The sequence below is a fragment of the Shumkonia mesophila genome, from assembly GCF_026163695.1.
Taxonomy (GTDB): Bacteria; Pseudomonadota; Alphaproteobacteria; order Rhodospirillales; family Shumkoniaceae; genus Shumkonia; species Shumkonia mesophila.
The window spans coordinates 1-15,010 of record NZ_JAOTID010000014.1 but is presented as its reverse complement, the minus strand read 5'-3'; the positions used below and the strand labels follow the sequence as shown (position 1 = coordinate 15,010).

Genomic DNA, 15,010 nt, shown 5'->3' with positions numbered 1-15,010 from the left:
GCCTAGCGCCCGATGATCAGGCGACGCGGATCCACCTCGTCGCGCAGCCGCCGCAATTCTTCCGCGGACGGCGCCGGTGTTTCCGCGACATCGGCCACCACCGGCAACTCAAACCCGGTGTTGTCGCGAACCGTCTGGACATCGACGCCTGGATGCAGGCTCTCGATCCGCATCACCTTGGTGTCGGGATCGAAGCCCATCACCGCCAGATCGGTAACGATCTTGTAGGGGCCCGCCCCCGCCGGCAGCCCCGCCGCCTCGCGCGCGCCCGGCCCCGTCAGGTAGCCAGGCGAGGTGATGAAGTCGACGGTCTCGACGAAGCGCGACTTCTCGTGAACCGTGATGATGATCGTCCGCCAGCAGAACGACGCGAAATCGTTGGCCCCGCCGCTGCCGGGAAACCGCACCTTGGGCTTTTCGTAGTTGCCGACGATGGTCGAATTCAAGTTCCCGTACCGGTCGATCTGCGCGCCGCCGAGAAAGGCGTAGTCGATCAAGCCCCGACTGCCGGTGCTCATCATCTCGGCCATGCTGCTCGCCATGATCGCCCGGTGGAAAGTTCGCGAATCGCCCACCGAGATCGGCATGCTGGGCAACAGCGGCGCGATGCCGCCGGCCTCGAAGAACAGGGTCAAGTTCGGCGCGTGCGTCTTCTGCGCCAGCATCGCCGCCGCGCACGGCGCTCCGGTTCCCATCGCCGCGATCCGGCCGTCCTCGAGCAGCCGGGCGGCGGCGCAGATCATCATTTCCATCTTGTTGTAGGACATCTCTCTTCCTCCGAATTCCCCGATCGAGGCCGGTGGGTCACGCAGCCCCGCCGCCGATCTCCATCCGCTCCTCTGCCCGCAACGCGGCCAGCCGCGCCGCACCGCCGCACAGCTCCAGGTATTCCCGGAAGTCGGAGACGCCGTAGATGTGCTTGTCCATGAACGCCGCGAACGCGGCGGGGTCCTTCTCGGCCTTGAGCCAGGCCGCCAGATGGTCCTCGTCCGAGAAATATTCGTAGGGCATGTTGCCCGGATAACTGCCGTAGGGCGACAGCACCACCGCATCGACCAGATAGAAGGGAATGAAGGTCGCCTCGGGCTGTTCGCGAATGCTCGCCGTCTCAACCAGGCGCTCGGTCGTCACGATCACCCGCTTGGCCGCCCGCACCAGTTCGCTGTCGGCCACCGTGATGCCGCGGATGCGGGCATTGCCGTAGGCGTCGGCCTCGTGCACGTGGATCACCGCCACGTCCGGCGAACAGGCCGGCACCGCAGCAACCTTCTGGCCGGTGAACGGACAGGCCATCGTCTTGGCGGCCGACCGACCGAAGGTGTCGGTTCCCAACATGCTGCGGAGCACGCCGAACGGCACCCCGTCGGCCGCCGCGCGCAAGCGCACCGACAACGCATAATTCGTCCACTCGCAGACCTGAACGCGCCCCGACTGCATTAGGCGTCGCGCCACCGTCGACAGGCCGCGCGCCTCCAGTCCGACGATGTAGGCCGCGTCCACCCGGTCCAGGCAGTCGCCGGCGCACAGCAGTTCGAAATCATGGGTCGCCGTATGGCCCAGAAACCCCAGGTCCCTGCGCCGGGCCCGCAGGATCTCGTGCAGCACCTCGGTTGGGATGCGGTTGGTTCCGAAGCCACCGACCGCGAGATAGCATCCATCCGGGATGAAGCGTTCCACGGCCTCCTTCGCGGTCACCCGCTTGTCGATCATCGAGCGGTCCTTAGCAGCGAAGAACGCCCGAAGCCCGTCCGGGTCCGGAACCTGAAACAAAGGTCCGCAACCCTCCGCAAGCACACTCATTGGATTTTCCTTCCTTGATCGCGCCTTGATCACGCAGTTGTCTTTTTGGATTAGGGCGCTTCGGCGCGGGCCGCCGACGTTGGGCGATTGATCCACACGACCCTTTGCCGAAGCCCCCCGGCGCTGTTGATCCGCGCCTGTCCGCTCGGCGGTCGGACGTCAGCGTTCCCTCGCCGCCGCCCGACCTTGTCACATGCGATTACTCGGCCACGTAATCCGCCGCATTGGCGACGAAGCCCTTGGCGATGAAGTCGACGCGGGCCGGTGAGAAGATGTCGATCAGCAGGTGGGCGCCCTCTCCATTTCCCTGGGTCGTATGGATCAATCCGGGCGGCACCACCAGGAGCGAGCGGTCGGGAACCTGGACGTGCTCATCCTCCCGCCACAGATCGGCGTTCTTGCCCCAATCGACGCGCAGGTGGTGGATGAACCGGCCGAAGATGGCCAGCGAGCCCTGCTCGAAGTCCTGATGAACGTGAGGGCTTAGGCTGGTCCGGTCGCGCGGTCCTTCGCGATTCACCCAACTCATGCTCATGGTCGCGTTCTGGAGCACCTTCATCGCCGAGTTCTTGCCCTGGGTCGTGATCTTGTCGATCTCGATGACCTTCACCGTCGTGCTGCGGTCGACCCGTTTGAACTTCGGGGTGACCGGGGCGACGCGCGGGTCCGGCGGATTGTAGGCGCTCGCGTTGATGATGCCCGGCATGGTCAGCTTCGCCGGATCGGAATAGAGGCAGGCGCAGGGCTCGGCCTTGTCCAGTATCACCTGGAACTCACCGGGCGGCAGGATGCACACGGTCCGCGAGCCTGCCGTGACGGCGCCGGCGGCCCCCTTCACCGTCGCACCGGCGGACGGCAGCAGAAGAAAGGCCTCCTCGGCGGTCGTGACCTGGAAGGTCGCCCCGTCGCTCCGGCCGTCGACCCACTCGACGACGAAATTCTGGCCGCGCGCGTACCAGTGATCGGTCGATTGGCGTCGCTCCGGCTTCGCTTGGTCAAACTCGACGACGCTGCGTTGCCGCACCAATTCATTGTTGTCCGACATGAACTTTCCCAACTCCTTTTCCATCGTTCAATCTTGTCGCCGCCCCGCCTCCGGGGCGGATTGCCGAAACCGCAGCCCTATCTCGAAGGCAGGCCCAGCATCACCCGAGCCTCGTCGGGTGTCGCCACTTCGCGCCCGAATTCGGTGGCGAACTTGACCATGCGTTCGACCAACTGCGCGTTGGTGGCGAGTACCCCCTTGCGGTAGTAGATGTTGTCCTCCAGACCGACGCGAACGTGGCCGCCCATGAGGATGGCGTGGGTGTTGACCGGAAGCTGCGCCCGTCCGATGCCCGAGGCCGTCCAGGTGCTGCCGGGCGGCAGACAGCGCAGCATGTGCACCATGTGGTCGACGCTGGCCGGGATAGCGCCGGGAATGCCCATCACGAAATCGAAGTGCATGGGACCGGCGACGAGGCCCTTGTTGTACAGGTTGATCGCGTTCTGGATCATCGCGACGTCGAAGATCTCCATCTCCGGCTTGACGGCGAGTCGCTGCATCTTTGCGGCGAGTCCTTCGATGACGTCGAGCGGATTCATGAACACGAAATCGGGGAAGTTCACCGTTCCGGTCGTCAACGAGGCCATTTCCGGCTTGCAGTCGAGCCGCTGCGCACGGCTGTCCAGGTTGGTGCCGGCCCGCCCGCCGGTGGAGATCTGGATGATCAGCCGACTGCGTTCCCGAAGCGTCTCGACGACCTCGGCAAAAAGCTTGGGATCGTCGCTCGAGCGTTCCTCGGCATCCCGCACGTGGATGTGGACCAGCGCGGCCCCCGCGTCCTCGCAACGCAAGGCGTCGTCGATGATTTCCTGGGTGGTGATGGGGATGTGGGGCGTGTCTTTCTTGCGCGGCACGGACCCGACCGGCGCCACCGTGATGATCAGTTTTTCCATCGTTTCCTCTTGGTCTTGTTTTCTCGGTCGATCCTCGCCGGAGACCGGGAAGGAAGGGCCACCGCCCTCCCCCCCGTACGGTGAGGGACCGTCAGGATTGCTTGAGGGCGGCGATCGCCTTGGCGCCGTTGAGGATCAGACTGTGATCGGTGCCGACGAACCCCATGGAAATGCCGCGTTCGCGCACGCTGGCTGCGGCCTTGACGCCACCGATGACCCCGGCCACCGGCTTTCCGGCCTTGCGGCCGGCGGCGACGATCTTGTCGTAGGCCTGCTCGACCACCTCGGCGTTCTGGTCGGCCGCGCCGTAACCGACGGTAAGGTCCGCCTTGCCGATGAACAGTGCGTCGATGCCGTCGACCGCGGCGATCTCGTCGACAGCGTCGACCCCGGAGGGATCCTCAATCTGCGCGATGACGATATTTTGGGTCCGATTGAAATCCAGGACCTCGGTGCGCGGCCGCGTGCCGAAGCCGCCCATGCGGGTGGTCCCGGCGTAACCCCGCCCGCCGATCCCGTAATGGGCCCAGCGGGCCACCTGATGTGCCTTTTCCACGGAATCGACGTGGGGAACGACCACGCCGGCCGCACCGGCATCGAGAGCCTGCAGAATGGGGGCGGCTGCGGCATGGGAGACCCGGACCAGACTGGGCAGGCCGATCGCCTTGGCCATGGCGAGGCAGAGATCCAGGCGAGCCCGGTCGAACGCCGCATGTTCGGAGTCGAGGCAAACGAAATCGATGCCCGACAGGGCCAGGACCTCGATCACCTCATGAGCCGGCGTCTTGACGAAAAGGCCGAGGAGAAACTCGTGGCTCAGAAGCCGCTGGCGCAGGGACGGTTCGGACATGATCGAATTCCTTTTATTTTGATTGTTCTGGAGAAAAAGGCCGACGCGCCCTCTTCCCGGGGGCGCAGGTAAATCGTAGCCAGACGTCAAAAGTGCTGGCAAACGCTCCGTCTCCGCATTTCGTCAGACGAAATGCGGAGAGCGGTTCGGAAAATGACCCTACCGTCGATTGGATGCGGGGCCAGGAATTGGGAGAGGGGAGGCGTGGGTTACGAAGCGGGATCGAGTCCCATCAGGCGGCAGGCATTGAGGCCGATCATCCGACGGACGTCGGCCGGCGCGTAGCCCATCTCGAGACAGAGGCGGATGACCAGCCGGAACCCCTCGACTGGCGTCGGATTGCTGACTTGGCCGAGGTCGGAACCGAGGATCGTCCGGTCGACCCCGGCGGCATCGATCAGACCTCGCAACTGCTCTGGACTAAACTTCTTGAAGCGGCTCCCCTCGACGAACATGCAGACTGAATGTTCGAGAAACGCCCCCATCCTGGCGAGTTCGGCCATGTCCGACAGACTGGCATCGATCACGAACGACGGATGGTTGACCAGTAATCGCTTGACGCCCCGACGCGTGGCCTCGTCGAACAACGGCCAGATCTCGCTGATGTGCAAATGACCGGCCGACAGGACGGCATCGTGGGCGGCGATCACATCGAGGATTTCCTTCACCTCGTCCTTCAGCCTGCCCTTCTCGTCGACCACGCTGAGAGCCGTCGGCGGCAGCATGGCCTCCTTGGTCGGCAGCAGAACGTGCCGATGTCCGTGCCGGATGTGATTGGCCGCCGAGAAGGTCGGCATCCAGACCACCCGCGCGCCCAACTTGAGCCCATGGTCGACCGCATAGGGATTGAGGCCGCCCGAGGTGTTGTTGAGGGGGACTCCGGACAGCAGCATAATGTCGAGGTGGGCATAATGGGCTTTGAGCAGTTCGGCGACAGGAGTCACCGAATAGTAATGATCCTTGAAAAGCACTGCCTTCAGGCGGTTCGCGGCAGCCTCTTCCATCGCCGCGATATGATCGATGCGGCGCGGCATGACCGACGGCCCGCTGTGGCAATGGAGATCGATCGCCCCGACCAGCAACGCGTCGATGAGCGCGTCCGTAATCTCGACCGGGGATTCCGTCAACGTCGAAGCCGTATCAGCCATGGCTGCTTCCTTCCTTTCGTCAATTGCCTGTCTCTTCAACGACGAGGGGAAGCGTAGGTCCGGCCGTACATCGATCGCAAATCAGTCTTAAAAGCATTCCGCCTTGCGAAACGCTGAAGCGTGGCCTCCGGCCGCCCGGCCACACCTGGAGCATTTACCGGTTGCCGTCAGAGCGCGAATTCTGTTCAATCCGATGCCATAGCTGATCGGGCACCCCGTCCATGCCGTCTTATCCTCCGGTCCGCGCCGTCACGCGGGCGTTGATGCTCCTGCAGGAACTCAACCGCCGGCCGGTCATGACGGTTCACCAGATCTACGAGGTCACCGGGCTGCCCAAGCCCACCATCGTGCGTCTTCTGGAGACCTTGGTCGATGCCGGATTCGTCTCGAATGATCCGCATCATGGCGGATATCAGGTGACGTCCCTGGTCTCTTCGCTGAGCGCCGGATTCCACGGCGACGTCATCGCGGTGGAGGCGGCGCGGGCCTGGGCCGTCCAGTTGACCCAGCGCTTCCTCTGGCCGGTCGGCGTCGCGGTGCTCGACCGGGATGCCGTCAAGGTCCGTTTCAGCACGGTCGCCGAGAGCCCGATTTCGCCGTTCCATGCCACCATCAACATGCGCCTCAGCCTGGTTTCACGGGCCCTGGGGCGGGCCTATCTGGCGTTCTGCCCGGGCGCCGAAAGGGAGTTGCTGATCGACATCCTGGCTCAATCCGACGATCCCGAGGATGCGCCGGCCAGGAATCCGCGCCAACTGAGCATGATGATCCGCACCGTCCGCCAACAGGGTTTCGCCGAACGCGACACGACCGTTCATCCCCAGTCTTCGGGGACGATCGCCGTGCCCATCTTCTGGAAGCAGCGAGTTCTCGCCACCATCTGCATGACGTTCTTCAGATCGGCGGTCCCGCGCGCCAAGGCCATCGAAATCTTCCTCGAACCGCTCCAGTCCGCGGCAAGAGGCATCGAGGAATCGATAAGGATGCTGCACGCGGCTTCGAACATCGACGATTCCGGGTCCGAAGCCTAAACCCAAATCGTCCCGAGGACGCCTCGCAGTTCAGGCGTCCGGCATGCGGAGAACGATCTTGCCGATCTGCCGGTTCGCGTCGAGAACGTTGTGCGCCTTTCCGACGTCCGCGAAATCGAACACCGACTGGACGAAGGTCCGGATCTCCCGGGAGGCCAGCTTCGGCCACACGCAGGTTTCGAGGGAGCGGGCGATCAGGCCCTTCTGCTCGGGCGTGCGCGGGCGCAGGGTGGACCCCGTCAACGTCAGGCGGCGGCGGAACAGGTCATCGACGTCGACCTCGACCTTCTTGCCGCGATGCGTGGCGATCAGGACGAGCCGACCCTCGACACGCAGAAGACTCAGCTCATCCTGCAAATAATCCCCGGCCTGCGCGTCGAGGATGACGTCGGCCCCACCGGTCGCCGCCCGCAGGCCGGAACGCCAGTCCTCCGTCCTGTAGTCGAACACGTGGTCGGCGCCATAGTCGCGGCAGAAGGCTGCCTTTTCGTCGCTGCTCACGGTGGCCGCAACGACTGCGTTGCGCAGAACCTTGGCCATCTGGATCGCCGCCAGCCCGACACCACTGGTACCGCCCTGCACCAGCAGGACCTCGCTGTCCCCAAGCCGCCCCCGATCGAAGACGTTGGTCCAGGCCGTGAAGAACACCTCAGGCAATGACGCCGCCTCCTCCATGCCCAGGCCGATCGGAATCGGCAGGCATTGCGGCTCGGGAACGGCACAGTACTCGGCATAGGCGCCGCCGGCGACCAGGGCGCAGACCAAATCGCCGACCTTCCATCGGGTGACGCCGACGCCCACCGCAGCCACCGTTCCCGCCAGGTCGAGGCCGAGGATATCGGTCACGCCCGGCGGCGGCGGATAGAGCCCCTGACGCTGACGGATGTCGGGCCGGTTCACGCCGATCGCCCGGGTTCGGACCAGCACATCGGACGGGCCGATCGACGGGATCGGGCAATCGACGATTTCCAGGACCTCCGGGCCGCCCGGCGCGCGGGCGATAACTGCTTTCATGGTTTCCATGTACGGGCTTTCCTCGTGCTCATAATGGTGCGTGACAGCCCCTCCCCGTTCAGGGCTGGGCGACCACATTCTGGAGTTGGCCCCGCCGCCAAGCCGCGACGTTTTCAAGGGCGATACGGCTACGCCGGGCGAAGGCCTCGCGGGTGGCGAAGGCCATGTGCGGCGTCACCAGGGCATTCGGGATGGCCAGGAGGGGGTGGTTGCGGGGCAATGGCGGCCGGACGTCCACGGTGTCCAAACCCGCCCCGGCGAGACGCCCCTCGCGCAGGGCGTCCGCCAGCGCCCCGTTGTCGACCAGCCCGCCGCGGGCGGTGTTGACCAGAATGGCCGAGGGCTTCATCAGGGCGAGCCGCCATTGGTCGATGAGATGGCTCGTCTGGTCGGTCAACGGCAGGTGCAGCGAAACCACGTCGCTGCGGACCAGCAGATCGTCAAGCCCCGTATAGAAGATGCCGAGGGACTCTCCTTCCTCGGACGGACGCCGGGCATAGCCGAGGAGGGAACAGCCGAACCCTTTCAGCAGCCGGGCCATGTGCAGTCCGATGTGCCCGGTTCCGACGAGGCCCACCGTGCGTCCAGCCAGTTCGCCGCCGGCCAACCCCTCCCAGGTACGGCCGTTACGGGCCGCGACCAAGGCCTCGGGGAGGTGCCGGAGGACGGCCAGGAGAAGCCCCAAGGTGAACTCTGCTACCGCCGTGGTCGAATAGTCGGGCGTGTTGCAGACCGCGACCCCCGCCGCCTGACAGGCGGCCAAGTCGATCCGATCGGTCCCGGTGAACGCCAGACTCAGTAGCCGCAGACGGGGACACCCCCGGACGACCGAACCGGGGAAAGGCAGGTTGGACATGATGATCGCGTCGGCATCGTGGGCCTGGGCGATGATCGCCTCGGGTTCGACGGATACCAAGGCGGGGAAGCGCAGGGAAAAGCCAGTCCCCAGGATACCGGCGGCCAGGTCCCGGATTTCACCCTCCGGAAGGCCCATCGTTCCCAGGAAGACAACCTGCGCGTCCCCTCTCTCGGACATTTCCATGCTTCGGTCAGGCAAGCCTGCCCTCGGGCATGGCCTTGCCTCGGCGATTGGCCAGCGACGCCAGCCCCAACACGGGAACGAGAAGGATGCAGGCGAAGATCACCATCTCGACCTTGGTCCATGGGAACGCCCCATGGCCTGGCGACGCCAGGGCGATTCCCCCGGCCATGATCGCAACGCGGGCGGGCCATTCGTAGCGGCGGCCCATGAAGATATTCCCCACGCCCTGGACGTAGCCTTGCAGCCCGCCGGCCAGGAAGAAGGTTCCCAGCAGGGCAAACCCGAACACAACGAGCATGTCCGACCACGCTCCCTGCAGGATGAAGGCCGGATCGAAGACGAAGAAGAACGGGATGAAGTAGATGATGCTGCCCAACCGCATGGCCTCGAATCCAGTGCGCATCGGATGCGCCTTGGCGATCGAGGCGGCGGCGAAGGCTCCCAGGGCGACCGGCGGCGTGATGAAGGAAAGCATTCCCCAGTACAGGATAAACAGGTGCGAGGCCATCGGGTTGATGCCAACCTGGGTCAACGCGGGGACGAGCAGAATCGCCAAAAACACATAGGCGGCAGTACATGTCATGCCGACGCCCAGGATGAAGCTGGCCACCGCTCCCATCACCAGGAGCAGGAATGGAGAACCGCCGGCAATCGACAACAGATCGTTGACCAGGGTTCCCGCGAGGCCGGTCACCGACAGGGCGCCGATGATGAGCCCAACCCCCGCCAGGATGGCGACCAGTTCGGTGAACATTTGCCCCAGGGCGTCGATGAACCGCAGCAGGTTCCGCCACTTCCAGCGCGTATCCGTCGGAACGATCTGGTTGATCAGAAGCAGCAATGGTGTCGTATAGTAGGGTGCTAGAACCTCTCTTTTGAGGACGAGAAGCATGAAGATGAGAAGGGCGAAGGCAAACAGATAGTACCACCCCTCCCTCAGGGTCTGCTTCAGCGACGGCAATTCCGCCCTGGGCAGGCCCTTGATTCCTTCGCGGGCCGCCCGCGTGTCGATCTGCACGAACAGTCCGTAATAGAAGAGCAGCGACGGGAGAACCGCGGCAATCGCCACGTCCGCATACGGAACCCCCAGGAAGTTGGCCATGATGAAGGCGGTCGTCCCCATCACCGGCGGCATCAGGACGCCGCCCGTCGACGCGCAGGTTTCCACCCCACCGGCGAAGGCCGGCGTCAGGCCGATGCGCCGCATGGCGGGGATCGTCATCGTTCCGGTGGTGATCACGTTGGTGATCACGCTACCGCTCATCGAGCCCATCAGGCCGCTGGCGAAGATGGCCACCTTGGCCGGACCGCCGCGAACCTGGCCCAGAATGGCGAAGGCGAAATTGAGGAAGAACTTGCCCGCCCCCGTATGCTGCAGCGCCGCGCCGAAAATGAGGAAGCCGATCACCAGTTGTCCGAACGTGTTGAGCGGAATGCCCAGAATACTTTCTCCGCTCATCGCGTGGTAAGCGGCGGTGACATCAATCCCGGAAGAAAAACCGGCAATCGGCCCCGGCAACTGTCCCGCATAGACCGGATAAAGCGAAAACACTGCGACAATGACAGCCAGGGAGAACCCGCCCGAACGCCGCGCCGCCTCGATGACCAGCAGCCAAAGGACGGCTCCAATGATGGTCGCGTCCATTGGAGCGCCCATCTCCCAGCCAAGATCAAGGATGGTCACGGCATGGATGATGAAGTAAACGACGGCGGCCACGGATGCCGCAGCGAGCACGAAATCAAACCAAGGGATCTGGTCCCGTCGTGCCCCTTCCCGATGGGGATAGAACAGGAAGATCATGGGCAGGATGAAGCCCAAAAGCGCGTACAGATAGCGCGTCTCGATCAGGGCATAGCCGACGAAGAAATTGAAATTAAACGCCTGGTTCACGGCCAGGAGAACCACCCCAACGGTGGCGATGCGAAAGAGCGCACGCCAGCCGTTCGAGAGGGAGCGGAGGCGGGTTCCATCCGCCTCCGCCTTTTCGTTTACTCGGTCCATACCGGCTCCATCCCCGCTTTGGTCAGAGCCGCAGCCCGCACCTTCATCCACTCGGCCTTCACGGCGGCATCACCCTTCTTCTTCAGGTCCGCCCAGGCGTCGGCCAGAATCTGCTGACGTTTCAGCAGCGTATCGGTCCGGGCTTGCGCCTCGGCGTTCCAGCGCCCTTTTTCCTGCCAGAACTTGATGGCTCCTTCATGAAACGGCAGGACCCACTCCATGGTCTGATGGTCGTCGGCCCACCCGCCGGCGGTGGGCTCGGCCTTGGCAAAATTGGGGACCTGGGCGCTGATCGCCTTCGTCATATTGTAGACGAGATCAGCCTTCTGGTCCGGATAGGCCACCAGGATCGGGTAAGGGAATCCCGCGCAAGGAAGCGGATGTTCCTTGGAGACCCCTGCCGCCCCCTGGATTGCCTTGGTCTTGTTGAAATGGGGCGCCACCTTGTTCAGGCGATCCCACCCCGCCTTGTCGTCGAACGGCAGCGGCAGCCAGAAAAGTCCGCGCGGCGAAGCCGCCGCCTGCTCAACGATTCCGCCCGTCGTAAAAGCCGACATGGCGTCGACTTGGCCGTTCATCAGGGCCTGCCATGCCGGGCCGAAACCCGGCATCTCGACCTTTTCGACATCGTTCCAGGTCACCCCGCCAAAAGCCATGAAGGCGGTCACGTTGGTCTGCAGCGACGGCGCGCCGCGTACCCAGGCCACCCTCTTACCCTTGAGATCGGCCGGCGTGCGAATATTGGCGTCGGCCGCCGTTCCCATGGCCAAGCAGTTGTCGGACCCGGCGCTGCTGACCATGCGTAGCGGCTGCGGACCCCAATCGGGATCGGCGTAGCCGAAGACGCCCTCGACCGCGTAGAAGACGTCGGAACCGGAATTGGCGAACTGAACCTGCCCGCGGCGTACCGGCGCCAGCCGCGAAACATCGTTCTTGGCCGGCACCACGCGCAATGTCGTGCCGTAGGCATCCATGACCGCCTTGCCGATGGCGACCGACTGGTTATAGCCCGAACTGCCGAGATCGTAAGCGGTCCACGTGAGGGTGTCCGGAAGCTTGACGTCGGCGGCGAACGTCAGCGACGCTGACAGGACAGCCACACTTCCCGCGGCGGCCAGCGAAAATTGCATAAATCCCTTTGTCATTGGTTTTCCTTCCCGGTTCCATTGAACTCTGTTTTTGCTTTTGTTGCGAGTTCCGGTGTGAATTTCGTCAGGTCGTCTGTCAGCGATCATTCCGTTTCCTAGTGATCATCCATGCCCAGAAAGCGGCGGGCCGTTCCGCCAATCACCTGACGGATTTCCTCCTCCGACAGTCCCCTCTCCAGCATGGCGGCAATGAATTCGCGGAATCCCTGAACCGGCGACGGCCGGCCCGGCTGACCCATGTCGGAGCCGATACAGGTCGATTCGGCGCCGACGCCGCGGATCATCTCGAACAGGTAGTCATGGGTCAGCTTCTTCGAGTAGACCAGCGTATAGCTGTGCTCCAGGACTACTCCCTGGGCGGCATAGGCCTTCATCTCGTCGATCGAGAGAAGATGGATGTGTTCGGGATGCGGCAGCAGGATGCGCTTGACCCCGCACCGCTTGGCCTCGACGATCACCGCGTCGAACTCCGGCCGCGAGATGTGACCCAGCCCGAGAACGGCATCGGCCTCGGCGATCAGTTCGCAGATTGTCGTGATCTGCGGCAGCAGCCGGCCCAGGTCGTCGGTGACGGTAAGAAGGGGCTCCGGCAGCAACTTGATCGACGCCTTGGGACTGGTGTTGGCGATGTTCTGGGACGCCATCCAGTCATGATATTCCTTGTGCTTCTTGGCCGAGAACGTCGGCATCCAGATGATCCTGGCGCCGTACTTTAGGGCAGCCTCGACGGTGAAGGGGGTGATGCCCCCGGTGGCGTTGTTCAGCACCAAGCTGCCGAAGACGGTCAGCGGGCTGCCTTCCGGCAGGACGTGCCTGTTAATGAGCGTGGCGGCGACCGCCGTCATCGAATGCTGGTCCTTCAGGACCAGCCCGCTCATCCCGACCGAGGCCGCTTCCTTCGCGGCCTCGGCGTGGTCAAGCAGCCGCTTGAAGATCCCCGGACCGGAATGGCAATGCATGTCCACCGCGCCACGGAGGAGCTGATCGATTTTATTCATTGATATCTTTCTCCTTGTCAGCTGCGAAAAAGGCTACGCGCCCCCGGCTTCGGGGGGAAATACGCAATCGGGCCATTTCGCCTGACGAAATGCGGGACACCGACACGTCATCCCTCCTCCGCCTTGCCGGCGCTCTACCGCACCGAGCGGAATGCGCGAAAATCGAAAGTTTCATGCGGCACCCGCCAAGTCACCAGGCGGCGTCCGATCGGGCGGGATGCCGCCTCGGATCATGGATCTCTGCGGATCGATGTCAGTCGATGAAATGGCCGTCGGAATCGAAGGCCATCGGCGTCGTCTCCCCGTGGATCGAGAACTCCGCGCGCCCCGCGATTTCCGGCAGGAATGCCTCGGAGACCCGCACGGTGTGGATCGCCTTGGTATTGGCGATCCGCACCACGCGCGCACGATCGGTCCCGGCGGGGAAACTGCCCCTAATGGCCAGGGCCACCGCCTCGCGATCGTTGTTCAGGATCATCGGCAGGCGCGCGCTGTCGCTAACGCGCGACGTGATCGCGTTAGTATAGGTCGATGGGAAATCGATGGCGTTGACGCAGCGCAGCGTCGTGAAGTCGGCGGCGCCGATGCCGTTCGCGTTGCCTCTGGATGCGGGGGCGATCCCGCGCACGACGATCGTCTTCACTGCGATCGTGTCGAAGCCGGGGTGATGCGAAGTGGTCCGCCCGGTGACGTTCGGGTCCATGCCGGTCCCGGAGAAGTTCTTACCAATCTCGTCGACCACCAGGACGTCGATTTCCGAAAGCAATAGCCGCCCCATGATCTCCTTGGCGTGGCGCAGGAGCTCACGCTCGCGCGGAAAGATCGCATCGGGCATGACGACGTCGACGCGCGCCAGATCGCCGTAGGCGTTCTCGACCACGCCGACGCCGCACAGGATCGGCGTCGCGGCGAGGAGGGCTCCGTCCGGCCTCGGGAATGACGCGGGAAAACTCGAGGATGCTGTGGCCGTGGACCATTTCGGCGCCCTGGCGCTTGCCGAGGCCGATGACGATCATCTTCACCAGGCCGCTTTCCCACTCGCCGCGGAAGCTGGAGTGCGGTTTGATCTTGTTGAGGACGACGATGCCGTCGGACTGGAAGGCCAGCCTGTCGCAGAAAAGGGGCGTTCCGTCGGCCATTCGGGCCGCCGGCATCACCTCCATGCTGGCCCGGATCGGCGCCCCGATGCTGGATTCGCTGATGCCTTGATGGGTGAGAACCGCGGCCTGCCCCTCGGCGGTCCCGCCGCCGTGGCTGCCCATGGCCGGGATGACGAAGGGAGCCGCCCCCCGCGCCCGCAGAAATCGGACGGCCGTGGCCAGGACATCGACGATATGCGGGATGCCCCGGCTGCCCGCGGTAATGGCGATGGATTTTCCGGCGATATCCGGCAACGGGGCCGCCGCCAGTTGATCGGCCAGTTCGGAGGCGACGTCGCCGACAGCGTCCCGGGGAAAATGCTGCTCGATCGTCACCATGCGGGGAAAAGCGAAGCCTTCGAGCCCCGGGACAATCACCCCAACCTTATCCAGACGCATGACCGCTTCCTCATTCCCTTTCCGTGGGGATGGAAGGGTAGAGGAATCAGGCGCCGTCCGCCAAACCACTACCGCCCTCGTTTCGCGGGGCGAAACGGTCCGACCTCCGCTCGGATCGCGCGCCCTTGCCGGCGTCAGAGCCTGACCCGAAACTCCGGCTTGGGCGGGGAAGAGGTTGAGTGGCCCCGCCCGTTGTGATTCGCTTGAGTTGTCAAGACTTGAGCGAGGTCACAACATGGGTTGGATGGAGGCCACCCGCCGGCAATATTGCCGTGCCGGGCAGCGGGATGCAAACGCGTTGACGGATGGGGAGTGGGCGTTGATCGAGCCGTTCATGCCGGGGACGAGGGCGACGGGACGACCGCGGACGACAGAACTCCGGGCGGTGGTGGACGCGCTCCTCTATATCGCTTGAACCGGCTGCCAGTGGCGGGCCTTGCCTGAGCGGTTTCCGCCGGTTTCGACGGTTCAGCGCTATTTCTATGCCTGGCGGGACAATGG

Annotated in this window: 14 protein-coding genes and 1 pseudogene; 2 read left to right on the top strand and 13 right to left on the bottom strand. The window is 64.2% G+C overall.

Annotated elements, in window-relative coordinates:
* Positions 1-2: 2 nt before the first annotated feature.
* The 6 genes from ODR01_RS19575 to ODR01_RS19550 form a co-directional block, all read right to left on the bottom strand.
* Entirely contained in the window at positions 3-767 is a 765-nt protein-coding gene (locus tag ODR01_RS19575) for a CoA-transferase subunit beta (protein WP_316979390.1), read from the bottom strand.
* 37 nt (positions 768-804) lie between these two features.
* The gene (locus ODR01_RS19570) at positions 805-1,800 is read right to left on the bottom strand and encodes a CoA transferase subunit A (protein WP_316979389.1); all 996 of its coding nucleotides are present in this window, start codon (positions 1,798-1,800) and stop codon (positions 805-807) included.
* A 199-nt stretch (positions 1,801-1,999) separates the two neighbouring features.
* Positions 2,000-2,845 (bottom strand): cupin domain-containing protein, encoded by an 846-nt coding sequence (locus ODR01_RS19565; protein WP_316979388.1) that lies wholly within the window; start codon positions 2,843-2,845, stop codon positions 2,000-2,002.
* A gap of 77 nt (positions 2,846-2,922) precedes the next feature.
* The gene (locus ODR01_RS19560; protein ID WP_316979387.1) at positions 2,923-3,738 is read right to left on the bottom strand and encodes a BKACE family enzyme; all 816 of its coding nucleotides are present in this window, start codon (positions 3,736-3,738) and stop codon (positions 2,923-2,925) included.
* 91 nt (positions 3,739-3,829) lie between these two features.
* The gene (locus ODR01_RS19555) at positions 3,830-4,588 is read right to left on the bottom strand and encodes an HpcH/HpaI aldolase family protein (protein WP_316979386.1); all 759 of its coding nucleotides are present in this window, start codon (positions 4,586-4,588) and stop codon (positions 3,830-3,832) included.
* 209 nt (positions 4,589-4,797) lie between these two features.
* Positions 4,798-5,736, bottom strand: coding sequence for a DUF6282 family protein (locus ODR01_RS19550; RefSeq protein ID WP_316979385.1), 939 nt, complete (start codon positions 5,734-5,736; stop codon positions 4,798-4,800).
* Positions 5,737-5,957: 221 nt separating this feature from the next.
* On the opposite strand from ODR01_RS19550, the gene ODR01_RS19545 reads away from it, so the two are divergent.
* The gene (locus ODR01_RS19545) at positions 5,958-6,767 is read left to right on the top strand and encodes a DNA-binding transcriptional regulator (RefSeq protein ID WP_316979384.1); all 810 of its coding nucleotides are present in this window, start codon (positions 5,958-5,960) and stop codon (positions 6,765-6,767) included.
* A gap of 30 nt (positions 6,768-6,797) precedes the next feature.
* On the opposite strand, the gene ODR01_RS19540 is transcribed toward ODR01_RS19545, so the two are convergent.
* The 7 genes from ODR01_RS19540 to ODR01_RS19510 all read right to left on the bottom strand — a co-directional run bounded on the left by ODR01_RS19540 (position 6,798) and on the right by ODR01_RS19510 (position 14,509).
* The gene (locus ODR01_RS19540; protein WP_316979383.1) at positions 6,798-7,790 is read right to left on the bottom strand and encodes an NAD(P)H-quinone oxidoreductase; all 993 of its coding nucleotides are present in this window, start codon (positions 7,788-7,790) and stop codon (positions 6,798-6,800) included.
* Between the two features lie 49 nt (positions 7,791-7,839).
* Positions 7,840-8,817, bottom strand: coding sequence for an NAD(P)-dependent oxidoreductase (locus ODR01_RS19535; protein ID WP_316979382.1), 978 nt, complete (start codon positions 8,815-8,817; stop codon positions 7,840-7,842).
* A 13-nt stretch (positions 8,818-8,830) separates the two neighbouring features.
* On the bottom strand, positions 8,831-10,825 hold the full coding sequence (locus ODR01_RS19530) for a TRAP transporter permease (protein ID WP_316979381.1): 1,995 nt from the start codon (positions 10,823-10,825) through the stop codon (positions 8,831-8,833).
* Positions 10,813-12,060 carry a TAXI family TRAP transporter solute-binding subunit gene (locus ODR01_RS19525; RefSeq protein WP_316979380.1) on the bottom strand — a complete coding sequence of 416 codons (1,248 nt, stop codon included), beginning with the start codon at positions 12,058-12,060 and terminating at the stop codon, positions 10,813-10,815. The genes ODR01_RS19530 and ODR01_RS19525 overlap by 13 nt, the downstream gene beginning before the upstream one ends.
* Before the next feature lie 8 nt (positions 12,061-12,068).
* Positions 12,069-12,971 carry a DUF6282 family protein gene (locus tag ODR01_RS19520; RefSeq protein ID WP_316979379.1) on the bottom strand — a complete coding sequence of 301 codons (903 nt, stop codon included), beginning with the start codon at positions 12,969-12,971 and terminating at the stop codon, positions 12,069-12,071.
* Positions 12,972-13,224: 253 nt separating this feature from the next.
* On the bottom strand, positions 13,225-13,851 hold the full coding sequence (locus tag ODR01_RS19515) for a hypothetical protein (protein WP_316979378.1): 627 nt from the start codon (positions 13,849-13,851) through the stop codon (positions 13,225-13,227).
* Positions 13,775-14,509 (bottom strand): nickel-dependent lactate racemase family protein, encoded by a 735-nt coding sequence (locus tag ODR01_RS19510; RefSeq protein WP_316979377.1) that lies wholly within the window; start codon positions 14,507-14,509, stop codon positions 13,775-13,777. The genes ODR01_RS19515 and ODR01_RS19510 overlap by 77 nt, the downstream gene beginning before the upstream one ends.
* 235 nt (positions 14,510-14,744) lie before the next feature.
* On the opposite strand from ODR01_RS19510, the pseudogene ODR01_RS19505 reads away from it, so the two are divergent.
* Positions 14,745-15,010: pseudogene (locus tag ODR01_RS19505) on the top strand (transposase); the annotation flags it as partial.

Excerpts from the sequence above, each read along its gene's own strand:
- ODR01_RS19525 (WP_316979380.1), bottom strand. The coding sequence starts at position 12,060 with ATGATCGCTGACAGACGACCTGACGAAATTCACACCGGAACTCGCAAC.
- ODR01_RS19540 (WP_316979383.1), bottom strand. The coding sequence starts at position 7,790 with ATGGAAACCATGAAAGCAGTTATCGCCCGCGCGCCGGGCGGCCCGGAG.
- ODR01_RS19535 (WP_316979382.1), bottom strand. The coding sequence starts at position 8,817 with ATGTCCGAGAGAGGGGACGCGCAGGTTGTCTTCCTGGGAACGATGGGC.
- ODR01_RS19555 (WP_316979386.1), bottom strand. The coding sequence starts at position 4,588 with ATGTCCGAACCGTCCCTGCGCCAGCGGCTTCTGAGCCACGAGTTTCTC.
- ODR01_RS19510 (WP_316979377.1), bottom strand. The coding sequence starts at position 14,509 with ATGCGTCTGGATAAGGTTGGGGTGATTGTCCCGGGGCTCGAAGGCTTC.
- ODR01_RS19520 (WP_316979379.1), bottom strand. The coding sequence starts at position 12,971 with ATGAATAAAATCGATCAGCTCCTCCGTGGCGCGGTGGACATGCATTGC.
- ODR01_RS19570 (WP_316979389.1), bottom strand. The coding sequence starts at position 1,800 with ATGAGTGTGCTTGCGGAGGGTTGCGGACCTTTGTTTCAGGTTCCGGAC.
- ODR01_RS19560 (WP_316979387.1), bottom strand. The coding sequence starts at position 3,738 with ATGGAAAAACTGATCATCACGGTGGCGCCGGTCGGGTCCGTGCCGCGC.
- ODR01_RS19545 (WP_316979384.1), top strand. The coding sequence starts at position 5,958 with ATGCCGTCTTATCCTCCGGTCCGCGCCGTCACGCGGGCGTTGATGCTC.
- ODR01_RS19530 (WP_316979381.1), bottom strand. The coding sequence starts at position 10,825 with ATGGACCGAGTAAACGAAAAGGCGGAGGCGGATGGAACCCGCCTCCGC.
- ODR01_RS19550 (WP_316979385.1), bottom strand. The coding sequence starts at position 5,736 with ATGGCTGATACGGCTTCGACGTTGACGGAATCCCCGGTCGAGATTACG.
- ODR01_RS19575 (WP_316979390.1), bottom strand. The coding sequence starts at position 767 with ATGTCCTACAACAAGATGGAAATGATGATCTGCGCCGCCGCCCGGCTG.
- ODR01_RS19565 (WP_316979388.1), bottom strand. The coding sequence starts at position 2,845 with ATGTCGGACAACAATGAATTGGTGCGGCAACGCAGCGTCGTCGAGTTT.